This window comes from Pseudomonas sp. LAIL14HWK12:I7, assembly GCF_000483465.1.
In the GTDB taxonomy this organism is placed as follows: Bacteria; Pseudomonadota; Gammaproteobacteria; order Pseudomonadales; family Pseudomonadaceae; genus Aquipseudomonas; species Aquipseudomonas kermanshahensis.
Genome location: NZ_KI519605.1, coordinates 660,187 through 674,301 on the forward strand (window position 1 = coordinate 660,187; position 14,115 = coordinate 674,301).

A 14,115-nucleotide genomic window follows, 5' to 3' on the forward strand; every position below is an offset into this window, starting at 1 on the left:
TTTACCCGCGAAGAGGCCTGTTCAGACAACATCAACAATGAAGAATACCTGCGTCCCCAAGCTCACCTCGTCATCCACCCGCTTGCCCACCAGCTGCTGCCCCAGCGGCGAGCGCGGTGTGATCACGGTCACCAGTTCATCTCCTTCACCCACTTTCAACCCCGCCGCCTCAGGCCCGAGGAACAGCCTACGTTGCTGGCCATCCTCGTCCTCAAGGGTCACCAGGTTACTCACCTGCACGCCACGCGCAGGGTCGTAGTCACGCAACAGCAGTTGCTGGTAAATCTGCAACGCCTGGCGAATCTCGGCAGTACGCCGCGCCTGGCCGGTGGCCAGGTACGAAGCTTCAAGGCCCAAGGTGTCATACTTGTTTTCGGCGATGTTCTCTTCCGCGGTGGCGGCTTCGTACGCGGTCTGGGCGGCGCGGCTCAGCACGTCTACGTCATGTTCGAGGGTCGCGACGATGCGCGTGAGTAGCAGGGGCTTGTCCATCTTCAGTAACAGAACTCCAGCACATGGGCCTGGCTTTTTTCGGTGGGCGCGGTGCGGTTCTGTTGCAGCCAGAACTGGCACTTGGGGCTGTTGAGGTTGCGAGGGTTGCCTTGGGCAGCCTCGGCGGCCTGTTGCAGTTGCTGCTGGTGCAGGATGTCCTTGTAGCGCTCGAACATTTCGCCCTGGGCATCTACCGGTGGCGGCGCGGCGGGTTGGCTGCGGGCAGGGGCCACGGCCTGGGCGACCGGCTGCACCTGCTCTGGCCACAGCTGCAACGCCAACCACAGGCTCATGGCGATGGCCACGGCGCCCAGCCACAGGCCAAAGGCCACGCAGAGGATCAGTTGCAACGGCTTGAGGGTGATTTTCAGTTCACGGTGGCGGGGCATGGCAGCCTCCTGGCAGGGCAGTTCGAGGTGCATTGTCGCACGCTGTCGGCGAATTTTACCTGTGGGTGCTTTTGTCCACGGCAATTAATCCGCAGAATTCGCGGTTTTGGGCACCATGAGGGGGAGGGCACATGAAGGCCACCTGGGACATCTTTTGCACCGTCGTCGACAATTATGGCGACATCGGCGTCACCTGGCGCCTGGCGCGGCAACTGGTGGACGAGCACGATCTGGCGGTGCGCCTGTGGGTGGACGACTTGAACGCCTTCGTGCCGATGTGCCCCGGCGCCGATGCCACGGCGCTGCAACAATGGCAGCACGGTGTCGATGTGCGCCAGTGGCCTGCCGAGTGGCTGCCGGTGGAGCCTGCCGAGGTGGTGATCGGCGCGTTCGCCTGCCAGCTGCCGGCGCACTATGTCGAGGCCATGCGTGCGCAGCCCAAGCCGCCGCTGTGGCTGAACCTCGACTACCTCAGCGCCGAGGACTGGGTTGAGGGTTGCCACGGTTTGCCGTCGCCCCAGCCCAACGGCTTGCGCAAAGTGTTCTTCTTCCCAGGCTTTACCGAGAAAACCGGTGGCCTGTTGCGTGAGGGCGATTTGCTGGCGCGGCGCGAAGCCTTCGCTCAATCTGCCGAAGCCCGGCAGGCGTTCTTGCAGCGCCTGGGTGTACACCCCGAGGCGCAAGCGCGGCTGATCTCGCTGTTCGCCTATGAGAACACCCAGCTGGGCAACTGGCTGGATGCGTTGGCAGCAGATACCCAGCCGACCCACTTGCTGGTACCGCAAGGGCGCATCCTGGCTGACGTCGCCCATTGGCTGGGCGAGCCGGGGCTGGCGGTGGGCGATGTGCGCCTGCGCGGGTCGCTGACGGTGCAAATTTTGCCGTTCGTCAGCCAGGACGATTATGATCGCCTGCTGTGGGCCTGCGACTTCAATGCCGTGCGCGGGGAAGACTCGTTCGTGCGTGCGCAGTGGGCCGGGCGGCCGATGCTGTGGCACATCTACGTGCAGGACGAGAACGCCCACTGGGAAAAACTCGAAGCGTTCCTTGCGCATTATCGACAAGGCCTGTCAGACGATGCCGCTGACGCACTGGTTGCGTTGTGGCGTGCCTGGAACATGGACAACGACGTCGGCCAGGCGTGGCAAGCGGCCCAGCGGCACTGGCCAGAACTGCAGCAGCATGCCCGAGATTGGGCGGCCCGGCAGGCCACTCGGCCGGACCTTGCCATGACGCTGGTACAGTTTTACCGAAATTGGCTATGATATGCGGCCTCGATTTTTATAAATCCATCCAGATTCGGATACTTCGTAATGAAAACTGGTAAAGAACTGAAACCCGGTACCGTACTGCGGATCGACAACGACCCGTGGCTGGTTCAAAAAGCTGAGTTCACCAAATCGGGCCGTAACAGCGCGATCATGAAAACCAAGCTGAAGAACCTGCTGACCGGCTACAAGACCGAAACCGTCTACGGTGCGGACGACAAGCTGGACGACGTGATCCTGGATCGCAAAGAAGCGACCCTGTCGTTCATCAGCGGTGACTCGTACACCTTCATGGACACCACCGACTACACCATGTACGAACTGAACGCCGAAGACATCGACGCCGTTCTGCCGTACATCGAAGAAGGCATGGATGACATCTGCGAAGCCGTCTTCTTCGAAGGCCGCCTGGTCTCGGTAGAACTGCCGACCACCATCAGCCGTCAAGTTTCCTACACCGAAAACGCTGCCCGCGGCGACACTTCGGGCAAGGTCATGAAGCCTGCCAAACTGAAGAACGGTACCGAGATTCAGGTTGCCGACTTCATCCAGATCGACGAGTGGATCGACATCGACACTCGCGACAACAGCTTCAAAGGCCGTTCCAAGAAGTAATTCTTCTTGTGATGCGCACAAAAAACCCGGCCTCGGCCGGGTTTTTTTATGCCTGCATTCAGACCGTCACGTGCAGCCTTACATCCACATTGCCGCGGGTGGCGTTGGAGTAAGGGCAGACCTTGTGCGCCTTCTCCACCAAACCTTCGGCATCGGCCTGGGCCAGGCCCGGCAGGTTGATGTGCAGGTCGATGTCCAGGCCGAAACCACCCGGGATCTGGCCAATGCCCACGTTTGCAGTGATCGAGGCATCGGCCGGCAGGGCTTTTTTCTCTTGCCCGGCGACAAATTTCAGTGCGCCGATGAAGCAGGCCGAGTAACCGGCCGCGAACATCTGTTCAGGGTTGGTGCCGTCACCGCCCGCGCCGCCCAGTTCTTTGGGGGTGCTCAGCTTGACTTCCAGCTTGCCGTCGCTGGAGCGGGATTTACCGTCGCGCCCGCCAGTGGAGGTGGCTTCTGCGATGTACAGCGGAGTGACCTTTTGCATCTTGAGCCTCGCTAATGTGCTGTGCGCAACCGGGTGTCGGTGGCGCTGGGTAGGTGTGGGATTTAAATTAGCGCGCAATTAGTTTGCGCGCAAGATAAATCATCACCGTTCATCCGAACGGCCATCACACAGCATAGCGCTCAGAGGTTTTTCTGCAGGTTATCGCGCAGTTCGAGCAGGTCGGCTTGCAGCTGTTTCAGGCGTTCCAGGCTGCGCCCGCTGGCCTTGAGGATGCACGGGGGCACCTGTTTGGCCTGTTGTTGCAAATCACGGCCCTTGTCGGTCAGTTGCACCAGTACCACCCGTTCGTCCTCGCGGCTGCGGGTGCGCTTGAGCAGGCCTTCGCTTTCCAGGCGCTTGAGCAGCGGGGTCAGCGAGCCAGGGTCGGTGAGCAGGTGCTGGCTGATCTCGCCCACGGTCAGGCCATCCCGCTCCCACAGCACCAGCATGGCCAGGTACTGCGGGTAGGTCAGGCCCAGCGCTTGCAGCAGCGGCTTGTAGACCTTGGTCATCAGCAACGAGGTCGAATGCAGGGCGAAGCAGACCTGGTTGTCCAGCAGCAGCTCGTCACAGGAGGCTTGGGTGTCGGCGTTCATGCAGGTCCTTGGAATAATCAATGGGGAAATCTAGCACGCTGATCATTAGTGCGTTCATTGCCAGCGCAGTTCACTGCGCAGGGCCAGGTCCCAGGGTGGAATGGGGCTGAAACGGCTCTTGAGAAATTCGAGCAGCAAACGGCTGCGAGAGTTCGTTTCATGTGCCAGGCGTAACGCATAAATGCCACTGGACTCGGCGGCTGGCAGGCCACCTTCGCAAAACAGCGGGACCAGTTCGCCGCGCAGCAGGTAGTCGCTGATCAGCCAGGTGGGCAGGTGGGCAATGCCCAAACCTGCCAGGGCGCCGAACAGCAGGGTTTCGGCGTTATTGGCGGCCATGCGCATGCGCGATGGCCGGTACAGACGGGCCTGGCCGGCCACGCTGAAGCGCCAGGCAAACGGCGGCGCCAGGCCGTCCCAGTCGAGGCCGTCGTGCGCAGGCAACTCGCTGGGGCACGCCGGTACGCCTCGGCTGGCCAGGTAGGCCGGGCTGGCGCAGGCGATGCGGACCATGTAGGCCAGCGGTGTGGCGACCAGGCGCGTGTCGGCCAGGGGGCCTGCACGCAATACCAGGTCGACTTCGCCGAGGTGGCTGCCTTGCAAGTCGACGAAGCTGTCGATCAGGCGCAGGTGCACGTCAAGCCCGGGGTAGGCCACGAGGAAGTCGGCGATGGCCGGGGCGAGGTGGCGGCGGCCAAACGCGGCGGGGGCGTCGATGCGGATGAGGCCTTCTGGGGCGCTGCTCAACGAGACGGCTTCGGCGCGGGCCAGGCGCAGCTCCTCGATGATGCGTCGTGCGCGTTCGGCAAAGGCGTTGCCGGCCGGGGTGGCACGCACAGCGTGGGTGCTGCGGGTGAACAGCCGGCTGCCCACGGCGCTTTCGAGGTTGTCGATGCGCCGGGCCACGGCCGAGGGCGTCAACGGGTGGCGCCGCGCGGCGGCAGAGAAGCTGCCGGTTTCCAGCACGTCGAGAAACAGGCTGAGTTGGTCGGTGAGGATATCGGGGTTCATGGTGGCTCGGCTTTGCATAAAACGCACAGCCATTGTGCGCTGCTGTGCGTTTCCCCACCAGCCCCGACTCGGTAGCATGCCCACCATTGCAAGCGAGAGGCGCAGAGGCCCCTGATGATTGAGTGGTTGTTGTATATCGCGTTGGGCGCTGCCCTGGGCACCATGGGTGGTTTGTTCGGCATAGGCGGCGGGTTGATTGCAATCCCGGCGCTGGGGGTGTTGTTCGGCTTGGACCAACAGCTGGCGCAGGGCACTGCGTTGGTGATGGTCGTGCCGAATGTGTTGCTGGCGCTGTGGCGCTACCACCAGCGCAACCGCATCGAGCTGCGCCATGCGCTGCCGTTGGCACTGTGCAGTTTCCTGTTCGCCTGGCTGGGGTCGATTTGGGCGGTGGGCATCGATGCCCAGTCCATGCGGCTGGGCTTTGTCGGCTTTCTGGTGGCGCTGGCGGTGTGGAACGTGGCGCGGATGTTCCTCAAGGTCGCGCCGCCCAGCCCTGAACTGCGTTACGCCTGGCCGTGGCTGGGCGTGCTGGGCAGTTTTGCCGGGACCATGGGTGGGTTGTTCGGGGTAGGGGGCGCGGTGGTCGCCACGCCTATTCTGACCAGTGTGTTCGGGACCACGCAGGTGGTGGCGCAGGGGTTGTCGCTGGCGTTGGCGGCGCCCAGTACGACGGTGACCTTGTTGACCTATGGCGTGCACCAGAGTGTTGACTGGGGGATAGGGATCCCCTTGGCGGTGGGTGGGCTGCTCAGCATCAGCTGGGGGGTGAAGTTGGCGCATGCCCTGCCAGAGAAGGTGCTGCGGGCGATGTTTTGTGCGTTTCTGGTGGTGTGTGCGGTGATGTTGGGGTTTGAGCTTTAAGCGCACATGCAGCAGCCGTCTCCCTGTAGGAGCAGCCTTGCGCTGCGAAGAGGCCCGTTCAAGCTTCGCAAAATGTCGCTGAAATCACCGGCCTTTTCGCAGCACAAGGCTGCTCCTACACAAAGCGATGGCTGCCACTGATCTATTTGAACCCTTCGACGATGTAGTCGGCCATGCAATCGGTGATCGGGGACGGGTGCTGCGTGCTGCGCACCAGCATCACATTGGCCACCGGCAACTGCGGCAGCCCGTCGCTCTCCCCCAAAATCCGTATGTTGCCGCCGATCAGGCTCTGTAACTGCGCGGTTACCGCCAACCCGGCAGTGACGATGGCAAAGATCGCCGCCAGGCTTGGGCTGGTGTAGGCAATGCGGTAGTCGATGCCTTGCGCTTCTAGCGCATTGCAGGTCCAGGCGCGGCAAAAACAGTCGGTGTTGAACAGCGCCACCGGCATGGGCCGTTGCTCCTGCGGGCAAAACCCTTCGGCTGCTGCCCACACCAGCCGTTCCTGGCGCAACAGCTGGCCGACTTCGTTGCCCGGTTCGCGGGTGACGATGGTCAGGTCCAGGTCCTGACGCAGCATCAATTGCTTTGACGAATCGCAATGCACCTCCACCTGCACCAGCGGGTAAGCCTGGGCAAAACTCGACAGGATGGTCGGCAGAAAGCGCATGGCGTAATCGTCGGGTGTGCCGATGCGTACAACCCCGACCATGTGCGGCATGCGCAAGGTATTGAACACTTCGCCGTGCAGCTTGAGGATGCGCCGGGCATAGCCAAGCAGTACCTGCCCTTCAGCGGTGAGGCGTACCTGGCGGCCCTCGCGCTCGAACAGCTGGCGCTGCAGGATGTCTTCCTCCAGGCGTTTCATTTGCATGCTGACCGCCGACTGGGTGCGGTTGACCACCTCGCCGGCGCGGGTGAAACCGCCTTGCTCGGCAATGGCGACGAAGGTGCGCAACACGTCGGCATCAAGGCTTTGATACTGGGACATTGCATCAATCTCCGAGATGCATGGCATCAGAAACATTCGTTGGATTGATCTTAAGCCCGGCGCGAGACTGGAGCCATCAACACGGAGGGCTTCACGATGAAAGGTCATGTCAGCAGCATCCAGCAACCTGCCTTTTCCCTGAACCACCTGTGGCACGCAGCCCTGCAGCGCCCGGCGCGTTGGTGGGAGCTGTACCGTCAGCGCCAGGAGCTGGCCAGCCTCAGCGATGCGACATTGCACGACCTGGGCTTGAGCCGGGCGGATATCCAGCAAGAGGCCGAGCGGCACTTCTGGGATGATCCGCTGCGCAAATAGGCCGCTTTTTTGTAGGTACAGCGGTTTAGCGGCGCACCTGCTTGAGGGTTTCGGCAATCAGAAACGCCAGTTCCAGCGACTGATCGGCATTCATGCGCGGGTCGCAGTGGGTGTGGTAACGGTCCGACAGGCCGTCTTCGGTGATCGGGCGGGCGCCGCCGATGCATTCGGTGACGTTCTGCCCAGTCATCTCGATGTGGATCCCGCCCGCATGGCTGCCTTCGGCCTGGTGCACCTGGAAGAACTGCTTCACCTCGTCGAGGATCTGCGCAAAGTCACGGGTCTTGTAGCCGCTGCTGGCCTTGATGGTGTTGCCGTGCATGGGGTCGGAGCTCCACAGCACCTTGCGCCCCTCGCGCTCGACAGTGCGGATCAACCCTGGCAGGTGGTCGCCGACCTTGTTGGCGCCCATGCGCACGATCAGGTTGAGCCGGCCGGGGTCGTTGCTCGGGTTGAGGGTGTCGATCAGGCGGATCAGTTCTTCGGGGTTCATGCTGGGGCCGACCTTGACCCCGATGGGGTTGTGCACGCCGCGCAGGAACTCGACATGGGCGCCGTCGAGCTGGCGCGTGCGGTCGCCGATCCACAGCATGTGCGCCGAGCAGTCGTAGTAGTCGCCGGTCAGGCTGTCCTGGCGCACGAAGGCTTCTTCATAGTTGAGCAGCAGCGCTTCGTGGGCGGTGAAGAAGCTGGTCTCGCGCAGTTGCGGCGCGCTGTCCAGCCCGCAGGCACGCATGAAGGCCAGGGTCTCGTCGATACGGTTGGCCAATTGATGGTACTTGTCGGCCAGCGCCGAGTTGGCGATGAAGTCCAGGTTCCACTTGTGCACCTGGTGCAGGTCGGCAAAGCCACCTTGGGCAAAGGCGCGCAGCAGGTTGAGGCTGGCGGTGGCCTGGTGGTAGGCCTGCAGCAGGCGGTCCGGGTCGGGGATGCGGCTTTTTTCGTCAAAACCGATGCCGTTGACGATATCGCCACGGTAGGCGGGCAGGGTGACGTTGCCGATGGTCTCGTCGCCCGCGGAGCGCGGCTTGGCAAATTGCCCGGCCATGCGACCGACCTTGACCACCGGGCAGCCGGCAGCAAAGGTCATGACGATGGCCATCTGCAGCAGCACCTTGAACGTGTCGCGGATCTTCGCGGCGGAAAACTCGGCAAAGCTCTCGGCGCAGTCGCCGCCCTGCAACAGGAACGCGCGGCCTTCGGTGACTTCGGCGAACTGCCGGCGCAGCTCGCGGGCCTCGCCCGCGAACACCAGCGGCGGGTAGCTGGCCAAGGTCTGTTCGACCTTGAGCAGGTGCGCGGCGTCGGGGTAAGTCGGTTGCTGCTGGATAGGCAGGGCACGCCAGCTGTCAGGGCTCCACGGTGCGTTCATTTCGGGCTCGATCTTGTGGGTTGTAGGCTTTGGGTCATGGTAACAGTTGCCGCCGCGCTTGTTGCATCGGGGGTGTTGGCGGACAATGCGCGTTTTTGCACGGGCGAGTGGCGAACATGACGGCGGAACGGGAAGAGCGGCTACTGGCACGGGTCGAAGATGCCTTTGGCGTCATCAGCGTGTACGAGGTGGACGACTACCGTTTTCTCGAATTCGGCGATGCGATCGAGCAGAGCTGCGTATTCACTGCCGACCCCAGCTGGCTGGAATATGACTACACCCGCGCCATGCTGCTCGGCGCCTTGTGCCACGCGCAGCCCGAGAGTGCGCTGTTTCTGGGCCTGGGCGCCGGCACGCTGACCCAGGCCTGCATGAAGTTTCTGCCGCTGGACGATATCGAAGCCATCGAGCTGCGCCCGGACGTGCCGCGCCTGGCCATGGAATACCTGGGCCTGGACGATGACCCGCGCCTGTATGTGCGGGTGGGCGATGCCATTGAGCTGCTGCCCAGCGCAGAAAAGGCCGACCTGGTCTTCGTCGACCTGTACACCGACTTTGGCCCGGGTGTCGGGCATTTGGCCTGGGGGTTTCTGGACAACTGCCAGAAGCAGCTAAACCCTGGAGGGTGGCTGGTGATCAACCAGTGGGCCAGTGATGACGGCAGGCCGCTGGGCGCGGCGCTGCTGCGCGGCTTGTACCACCGGCATTATTGGGAGTTGCCGGTGAAGGAGGGCAACGTGATCCTCTTGGTGCCGGCGGACCTTGAGCAAACGCTGGACATGCAAGGGCTGCGGGCGCGGGCCGAGGCGCTGGCGCCGCAGTTGGGGTATAGCCTTGACGGGCTGATCAAAGAAATTCGGCCTGCTACCTGAGCTGCTGACATCCCTTGGAGCAGCCTTGCGCTGCGAAGAGGCCATTGCAGGCTGCGTAGATGCTTGCTGCTTTCACCGGCCTCTTCGCAGCGCAAGGCTGCTCCTACAAGGGGATGTGAATTAACGATTCAGCCCGTCGTCGCTAGTGGCTACCTGGTGGCTCCGGTCTACCGAAAATTTTCCTCACGTAACCCGTTAATTCGGGTATAGTACGCGCCGGTCTTTTAGCGGACCTCAAAATCAGGTGGTGCAAATCCTCCGAGTCCAGCTTCGGCTGCACGTCCGCTAGGCGGACCTTCCCAAGTTTTTCTTTTTCAATCGTTTTCGCAAATCCCCGCCGCCAAAGCTGCCTGGGTGACCTTCTGGTCTTTCAAGGCATGTGCAGCTTTGGAGCATGGGTCTTTGCGGATGCACCTAGAGGCAGACCCATGACCCAGGAAACCGGCGGATTCGCCGCTCTCGATCTCAATCCGAATATTGTTGCTGCTGTACTGGCTACCGGCTATGAAGAGCCGTCCGCCATTCAGCATCAGTCGATCCCGATCATCCTCGCCGGTCACGACATGATCGGCCAGGCGCAGACTGGCACCGGCAAGACCGCTGCCTTCGCCCTGCCGATCCTCAACAAGATCGACGTGAGCAAGCGCGAACCGCAAGCCCTGATCCTGGCGCCAACCCGTGAGTTGGCGCTGCAAGTTGCTACCGCTTTCGAAACCTACGCCAAGCAGATGCCGGGCGTTAACGTGGTCGCTGTTTACGGTGGTGCCCCGATGGGCCCACAGCTGCGTGCCATCCGTAACGGCGCGCAAATCGTCGTCGCTACCCCAGGCCGTCTGTGCGACCACCTGCGTCGTGACGAAAAAGTCCTGTCGACCGTACAGTACCTGGTACTGGACGAAGCCGACGAGATGCTCAAGCTGGGCTTCATGGATGACCTCGAAGTGATCTTCGACGCAATCCCAGCTAGCCGTCAGACCGTTCTGTTCTCCGCAACCCTGCCGTCGTCGATCCGCTCGATCGCCGAACGTCACCTGCGTGAACCCAAGCACGTCAAGATCCAGAGCAAGACCCAGACCGTTACCGCGATCGACCAGGCTCACCTGATGGTCCATGCCGACCAGAAGATCCCGGCTGTTCTGCGTCTGCTGGAAGTTGAAGAGTTCGACGCGCTGATCGCCTTCGTGCGTACCAAGCAAGCCACCCTGGACCTGGCCGCCGCGCTGGAAGCCAAGGGCTACAAGGCTGCTGCGCTGAACGGCGACATCGCCCAGAACCAGCGTGAGCGCGTTATCGACTCGCTCAAGGATGGCCGCCTGGACATCGTCGTCGCCACCGACGTCGCTGCCCGTGGTCTGGACGTACCGCGCATCACGCACGTGTTCAACGTTGACATGCCGTACGACCCAGAGTCCTACGTTCACCGTATCGGCCGTACCGGCCGTGCCGGTCGCGAAGGCCGTGCACTGCTGCTGGTCACCCCGCGTGAGCGCCGCATGCTGCAAGTGATCGAGCGTGTTACCGGGCAGAAAGTTGCCGAAGCACGCCTGCCGAATGCCCAGGCCGTTCTGGATGCTCGCATCAAGAAACTGACCTCGAGCCTGGCGCCGCTGGTGGCCGAATCGGAAGCCAGCCATGGCGACCTGCTCGACCGTCTGACCACCGACCTGGGTTGCAGCCCGCGTGCCTTGGCTTCGGCCTTGCTGCGCAAAGCCACCAATGGTCAGGCGCTGGACCTGGCTGCCGTAGAGCGCGAGCAGCCGCTGGTACCGGGCGTTGGTGCACCGCGTGAGCGTACCGGTGAGCGTGCCGAGCGTGGCGAGCGCAGTGACCGTGGTGACCGTGAGCGTCGTGCGCCAATGCCGCTGGCTGAAGGCCGCGTGCGTTGCCGTACTGCCCTGGGTGCCCGTGACGGCATTGCTGCCAAGAACCTGTTGGGTGCCATCCTCAACGAAGGCGGCCTGGCCCGTGACGCTATCGGCCGTATCCAGGTACGCGACAGCTTCAGCCTGGTTGAGCTGCCGGAAGATGGCCTGGAGCGTCTGCTGTCCAAGCTCAAGGACACCCGCGTGGCTGGCAAGCAGCTGAAGCTGCGTCGCTACCGCGAAGATTGATCCTGGCGTAATAAAAAAATCCCCGGCCTGAGCTGGGGATTTTTTTTGCCTGCATGAAGCGCACACGGCCCCTTGTAGGAGCAGCCTTGCGCTGCGAAGAGGCCAGTGCAAGCAGCGAGCATTCACTGTGCTTGCACCGGCCTCTTCGCAGCACAAGGCTGCTCCTACAGGGGATCGGTGTTTCAGTCGAACCTGTAGATATCCATCCCCAGTGCGCCCAAGGTGAACCCCTGGTGGACGATGCTGAACGTGCCCCCAGCCCCGAGGGCAAAAAACAGCGGTAGCAAATGCTCATCACTGGGATGGTTACGCACCGCAAACGGTGCCGCTTGCCGGTAACCCACCAGCGCATCCCGGTCATCCTCCTGCAGCCGCGCCACCACCCAATCCCGAAACGCCAGCGCCCAAGGCTCTATCACATCCGGCCCGGCGTGCCAGTCCAGTTCGCCTAGGTTATGGGTAATGCTTCCCGAGCCCACCAGCAGTACCCCCTGCGCGCGCAACCCTGCCAGTGCCTGGCCAACCTTGAGCTGCAAGGCAGGCCCTAGCTGACTGGGTAGCGACACCTGGAGCACCGGGATGTTGGCGCCCGGGTACATCAGCGATAACGGCACCCAGGCGCCATGGTCGAACGGCCGGTGCGCATCGGTGCGCGCCGGCAAGCCGGCAGCGCCCAGCAATGCGCACACCTGCTCGGCCAGCGCAGGGGCACCCGGTGCCGGGTACTGCACGGCATACAGCGCCTGGGGGAAACCGTGGAAGTCGTGCCAGGTCTCGGGCTGTTGGCTGCCGGTCACCAGCAGCTCACGGCTTTCCCAGTGCGCCGACACCACTACGATCGCCTTGGGTTGCGGCAGGGCGTTGGCCAACCCGGCCAGGGCCGGCCCGCTGGCGCCCGGCTGCAGGGCAAGCATGGGGGAACCATGGGAAATGAACAGGCTGGGCAGCATGGTGATGTCCTGAGGGTTAAGATGCAGTCATCTTCGATCAGTTACCGATCGAAATCCAAACCAAGTTTTCTGCGCTATGTATCGAAGCGCTTGATAAGTACGGGAGCAACCATGGAGCCAGCGTTCTGGCACAAACGATGGGCCGACAACCAGATCGGCTTCCATCAAGCGCAGGTCAACCCCTACCTGCAAGCGCACTGGCCAGCGCTGGCGCTGCCGGCTGGCAGCCGTGTGCTGGTGCCGTTGTGTGGCAAGAGCCTGGACCTGGCTTGGCTGGCAGGGCAGGGGCATCGGGTGCTGGGGGTGGAGCTGTCGCGGCGGGCAGTGGAGGGCTTTTTCCAAGAGCACGGGCTTGAGGCTGAAGTCTCGCAGAAGGGCGCGTTCGAGGTTTGGAGAAGCGCCGAGGTGGAGCTGTGGTGCGGGGACTTCTTTGCCTTGCAGGCCCAGGATGTAGCCGATTGCGCGGGGTTCTATGACCGTGCGGCGTTGATTGCGTTACCGCCCCAGATGCGCCTGCGCTACATGCGGCTGTTGGCTGACATGCTGCCAGCGGGGTGCCAAGGGCTGTTGGTGACGCTGGATTATGATCAGGCGCTGTTGGCTGGCCCGCCGTTTTCGGTGGCCGATGATGAGGTGCGGCACGGCTTTGCCGGTCGGCAGGTGGAGCCGCTGGAGGTGCTGGAAATCATCGAGCAGAGCCCGAAATTTGCCCAGGCCGGTGCTACCAGCCTGCTCGAGCGGGTGTATCGCATAGGCCTCTGAAGGTGATACCCACAAAAAAGGGCGACCGAAGTCGCCCTTTCTTGTTTTTGCCGGGTGGATCAACCGCGACGGCGCAGCGCCTCGATACGGTCTTCCAGCGGCGGGTGGCTCATCAGCAGCCCGGCCAGGCCGTGCTTGAGGCCGCCATTGATGCCAAAGGCCTTCATGGTGTCCGGCATATGGACTGGCAGGCCTTGCTCCACACGCAGGCGCTGCAGGGCACCGATCATCGCGGCCGTGCCGGCCAGTTGTGCGCCGGCTTCGTCGGCACGGTACTCACGGCGGCGCGAGAACCACATGACGATCATGCTGGCCAGGATGCCCAGGATCAGCTCGGCAACGATGGTCGCGACGTAGTAGGCAATACCCTGGCCTTCTTCGTTCTTGAAGATGACCTTGTCGACGAAGTTGCCGATGATGCGGGCAAAGAACATCACGAAGGTGTTCACCACGCCCTGCACCAGCGCCAGGGTGACCATGTCACCGTTGGCCACGTGGCCGATCTCGTGGGCCAGCACCGCACGCACTTCATCGGGCGAGAAACGCTCCAGCAGGCCCTGGGACACCGCTACCAGGGCGTCGTTGCGGTTCCAGCCGGTGGCGAAGGCGTTGGCCTCGTAGGCCGGGAAGATACCCACTTCGGGCATCTTGATGCCGGCCTCGCGCGACAGCTCCTCGACCGTTTGCAGCAGCCACTGTTCGTGGCGGGTGCGCGGCTGCGAGATGATCTGGGTGCCGGTGGTCATCTTCGCCATCCACTTGGAGATGAACAGCGAGACAAGGGAGCCGGCAAAGCCGAACACGGCGCAGAACACCAGCAGGCTGCTGAGGTTGAGGTCGACCCCGTTGGCGGCCATGAACCCGTTGAAACCGAACAGGCTCAGGGTAATGCTTGCAACCAGCACCACCGCGAGGTTGGTGGCTACAAACAACAGAATGCGCATCATGGTTGTTACGTTCTCCTGACGGATGAGTGTGTTGCTTACTGCGGGGTATATAAGGTGCAAGCCGTGCCGA

The 14,115-nt window shown here is 62.7% G+C and carries 16 protein-coding genes; 7 read left to right on the top strand and 9 right to left on the bottom strand.

All coding sequences use genetic code 11. The features are described from left to right. Window positions 1–21: 21 nt before the first annotated feature. Together D886_RS0122375 and D886_RS0122380 are read right to left on the bottom strand one after the other, a co-directional pair. Window positions 22–492 carry a GreA/GreB family elongation factor gene (locus tag D886_RS0122375; protein WP_027596034.1) on the bottom strand — a complete coding sequence of 157 codons (471 nt, stop codon included), beginning with the start codon at window positions 490–492 and terminating at the stop codon, window positions 22–24. Window positions 493–494: 2 nt separating this feature from the next. Beyond that, a complete protein-coding gene (locus D886_RS0122380) occupies window positions 495–881 on the bottom strand; it encodes a hypothetical protein (RefSeq protein WP_027596035.1) in 387 nt (128 codons plus the stop codon). A gap of 131 nt (window positions 882–1,012) precedes the next feature. Here D886_RS0122380 and earP point away from each other — a divergent pair, with 131 nt between their 5' ends. Then, window positions 1,013–2,146, top strand: coding sequence for an elongation factor P maturation arginine rhamnosyltransferase EarP (earP, locus tag D886_RS0122385; RefSeq protein ID WP_027596036.1), 1,134 nt, complete (start codon window positions 1,013–1,015; stop codon window positions 2,144–2,146). A gap of 48 nt (window positions 2,147–2,194) precedes the next feature. After that, window positions 2,195–2,764 (top strand): elongation factor P, encoded by a 570-nt coding sequence (gene efp, locus D886_RS0122390; protein WP_027596037.1) that lies wholly within the window; start codon window positions 2,195–2,197, stop codon window positions 2,762–2,764. A 58-nt stretch (window positions 2,765–2,822) separates the two neighbouring features. On the opposite strand, the gene D886_RS0122395 is transcribed toward efp, so the two are convergent. From D886_RS0122395 to D886_RS0122405, 3 genes are all read right to left on the bottom strand, one after another. Beyond that, on the bottom strand, window positions 2,823–3,251 hold the full coding sequence (locus D886_RS0122395; protein ID WP_027596038.1) for an organic hydroperoxide resistance protein: 429 nt from the start codon (window positions 3,249–3,251) through the stop codon (window positions 2,823–2,825). Window positions 3,252–3,391: 140 nt separating this feature from the next. Beyond that, entirely contained in the window at window positions 3,392–3,847 is a 456-nt protein-coding gene (locus D886_RS0122400) for a MarR family winged helix-turn-helix transcriptional regulator (RefSeq protein ID WP_027596039.1), read from the bottom strand. 54 nt (window positions 3,848–3,901) lie between these two features. Next, a complete protein-coding gene (locus D886_RS0122405) occupies window positions 3,902–4,858 on the bottom strand; it encodes a LysR family transcriptional regulator (RefSeq protein ID WP_027596040.1) in 957 nt (318 codons plus the stop codon). Window positions 4,859–4,972: 114 nt separating this feature from the next. On the opposite strand from D886_RS0122405, the gene D886_RS0122410 reads away from it, so the two are divergent. Next, window positions 4,973–5,722 (top strand): sulfite exporter TauE/SafE family protein, encoded by a 750-nt coding sequence (locus tag D886_RS0122410; protein WP_027596041.1) that lies wholly within the window; start codon window positions 4,973–4,975, stop codon window positions 5,720–5,722. 142 nt (window positions 5,723–5,864) lie between these two features. Here D886_RS0122410 and D886_RS0122415 read toward each other — a convergent pair whose 3' ends face one another. Further along, window positions 5,865–6,716, bottom strand: a complete 852-nt coding sequence (locus tag D886_RS0122415) for a LysR substrate-binding domain-containing protein (RefSeq protein ID WP_027596042.1) — start codon at window positions 6,714–6,716, stop codon at window positions 5,865–5,867. Window positions 6,717–6,812: 96 nt separating this feature from the next. On the opposite strand from D886_RS0122415, the gene D886_RS0122420 reads away from it, so the two are divergent. Then, complete coding sequence (locus tag D886_RS0122420; protein WP_027596043.1) at window positions 6,813–7,031, top strand: DUF1127 domain-containing protein; 219 nt, start codon at window positions 6,813–6,815, stop codon at window positions 7,029–7,031. 25 nt (window positions 7,032–7,056) lie between these two features. Here the strand turns inward: D886_RS0122420 and D886_RS0122425 are convergent, their stop codons facing one another. After that, window positions 7,057–8,403, bottom strand: coding sequence for a class II 3-deoxy-7-phosphoheptulonate synthase (locus D886_RS0122425; RefSeq protein WP_027596044.1), 1,347 nt, complete (start codon window positions 8,401–8,403; stop codon window positions 7,057–7,059). A 116-nt stretch (window positions 8,404–8,519) separates the two neighbouring features. Here D886_RS0122425 and D886_RS0122430 point away from each other — a divergent pair, with 116 nt between their 5' ends. Both D886_RS0122430 and D886_RS0122435 read left to right on the top strand, forming a co-directional pair. After that, window positions 8,520–9,275, top strand: a complete 756-nt coding sequence (locus D886_RS0122430) for a spermidine synthase (RefSeq protein ID WP_027596045.1) — start codon at window positions 8,520–8,522, stop codon at window positions 9,273–9,275. Window positions 9,276–9,703: 428 nt separating this feature from the next. Beyond that, on the top strand, window positions 9,704–11,386 hold the full coding sequence (locus D886_RS0122435) for a DEAD/DEAH box helicase (RefSeq protein WP_027596046.1): 1,683 nt from the start codon (window positions 9,704–9,706) through the stop codon (window positions 11,384–11,386). Window positions 11,387–11,568: 182 nt separating this feature from the next. Here D886_RS0122435 and D886_RS0122440 read toward each other — a convergent pair whose 3' ends face one another. Continuing rightward, a complete protein-coding gene (locus D886_RS0122440; RefSeq protein ID WP_027596047.1) occupies window positions 11,569–12,336 on the bottom strand; it encodes a class III extradiol ring-cleavage dioxygenase in 768 nt (255 codons plus the stop codon). 111 nt (window positions 12,337–12,447) lie between these two features. Between D886_RS0122440 and D886_RS0122445 the strand changes: the two genes are divergently transcribed. Beyond that, entirely contained in the window at window positions 12,448–13,098 is a 651-nt protein-coding gene (locus D886_RS0122445) for a thiopurine S-methyltransferase (protein WP_027596048.1), read from the top strand. Between the two features lie 59 nt (window positions 13,099–13,157). Here D886_RS0122445 and htpX read toward each other — a convergent pair whose 3' ends face one another. Beyond that, on the bottom strand, window positions 13,158–14,045 hold the full coding sequence (htpX, locus tag D886_RS0122450; protein ID WP_003259721.1) for a protease HtpX: 888 nt from the start codon (window positions 14,043–14,045) through the stop codon (window positions 13,158–13,160). Window positions 14,046–14,115 lie beyond the last annotated feature (70 nt).

Excerpts from the sequence above, each read along its gene's own strand:
- D886_RS0122375 (WP_027596034.1), bottom strand. The coding sequence starts at position 492 with ATGGACAAGCCCCTGCTACTCACGCGCATCGTCGCGACCCTCGAACAT.
- D886_RS0122380 (WP_027596035.1), bottom strand. The coding sequence starts at position 881 with ATGCCCCGCCACCGTGAACTGAAAATCACCCTCAAGCCGTTGCAACTG.
- earP (WP_027596036.1), top strand. The coding sequence starts at position 1,013 with ATGAAGGCCACCTGGGACATCTTTTGCACCGTCGTCGACAATTATGGC.
- efp (WP_027596037.1), top strand. The coding sequence starts at position 2,195 with ATGAAAACTGGTAAAGAACTGAAACCCGGTACCGTACTGCGGATCGAC.
- D886_RS0122395 (WP_027596038.1), bottom strand. The coding sequence starts at position 3,251 with ATGCAAAAGGTCACTCCGCTGTACATCGCAGAAGCCACCTCCACTGGC.
- D886_RS0122400 (WP_027596039.1), bottom strand. The coding sequence starts at position 3,847 with ATGAACGCCGACACCCAAGCCTCCTGTGACGAGCTGCTGCTGGACAAC.
- D886_RS0122405 (WP_027596040.1), bottom strand. The coding sequence starts at position 4,858 with ATGAACCCCGATATCCTCACCGACCAACTCAGCCTGTTTCTCGACGTG.
- D886_RS0122410 (WP_027596041.1), top strand. The coding sequence starts at position 4,973 with ATGATTGAGTGGTTGTTGTATATCGCGTTGGGCGCTGCCCTGGGCACC.
- D886_RS0122415 (WP_027596042.1), bottom strand. The coding sequence starts at position 6,716 with ATGTCCCAGTATCAAAGCCTTGATGCCGACGTGTTGCGCACCTTCGTC.
- D886_RS0122420 (WP_027596043.1), top strand. The coding sequence starts at position 6,813 with ATGAAAGGTCATGTCAGCAGCATCCAGCAACCTGCCTTTTCCCTGAAC.
- D886_RS0122425 (WP_027596044.1), bottom strand. The coding sequence starts at position 8,403 with ATGAACGCACCGTGGAGCCCTGACAGCTGGCGTGCCCTGCCTATCCAG.
- D886_RS0122430 (WP_027596045.1), top strand. The coding sequence starts at position 8,520 with ATGACGGCGGAACGGGAAGAGCGGCTACTGGCACGGGTCGAAGATGCC.
- D886_RS0122435 (WP_027596046.1), top strand. The coding sequence starts at position 9,704 with ATGACCCAGGAAACCGGCGGATTCGCCGCTCTCGATCTCAATCCGAAT.
- D886_RS0122440 (WP_027596047.1), bottom strand. The coding sequence starts at position 12,336 with ATGCTGCCCAGCCTGTTCATTTCCCATGGTTCCCCCATGCTTGCCCTG.
- D886_RS0122445 (WP_027596048.1), top strand. The coding sequence starts at position 12,448 with ATGGAGCCAGCGTTCTGGCACAAACGATGGGCCGACAACCAGATCGGC.
- htpX (WP_003259721.1), bottom strand. The coding sequence starts at position 14,045 with ATGATGCGCATTCTGTTGTTTGTAGCCACCAACCTCGCGGTGGTGCTG.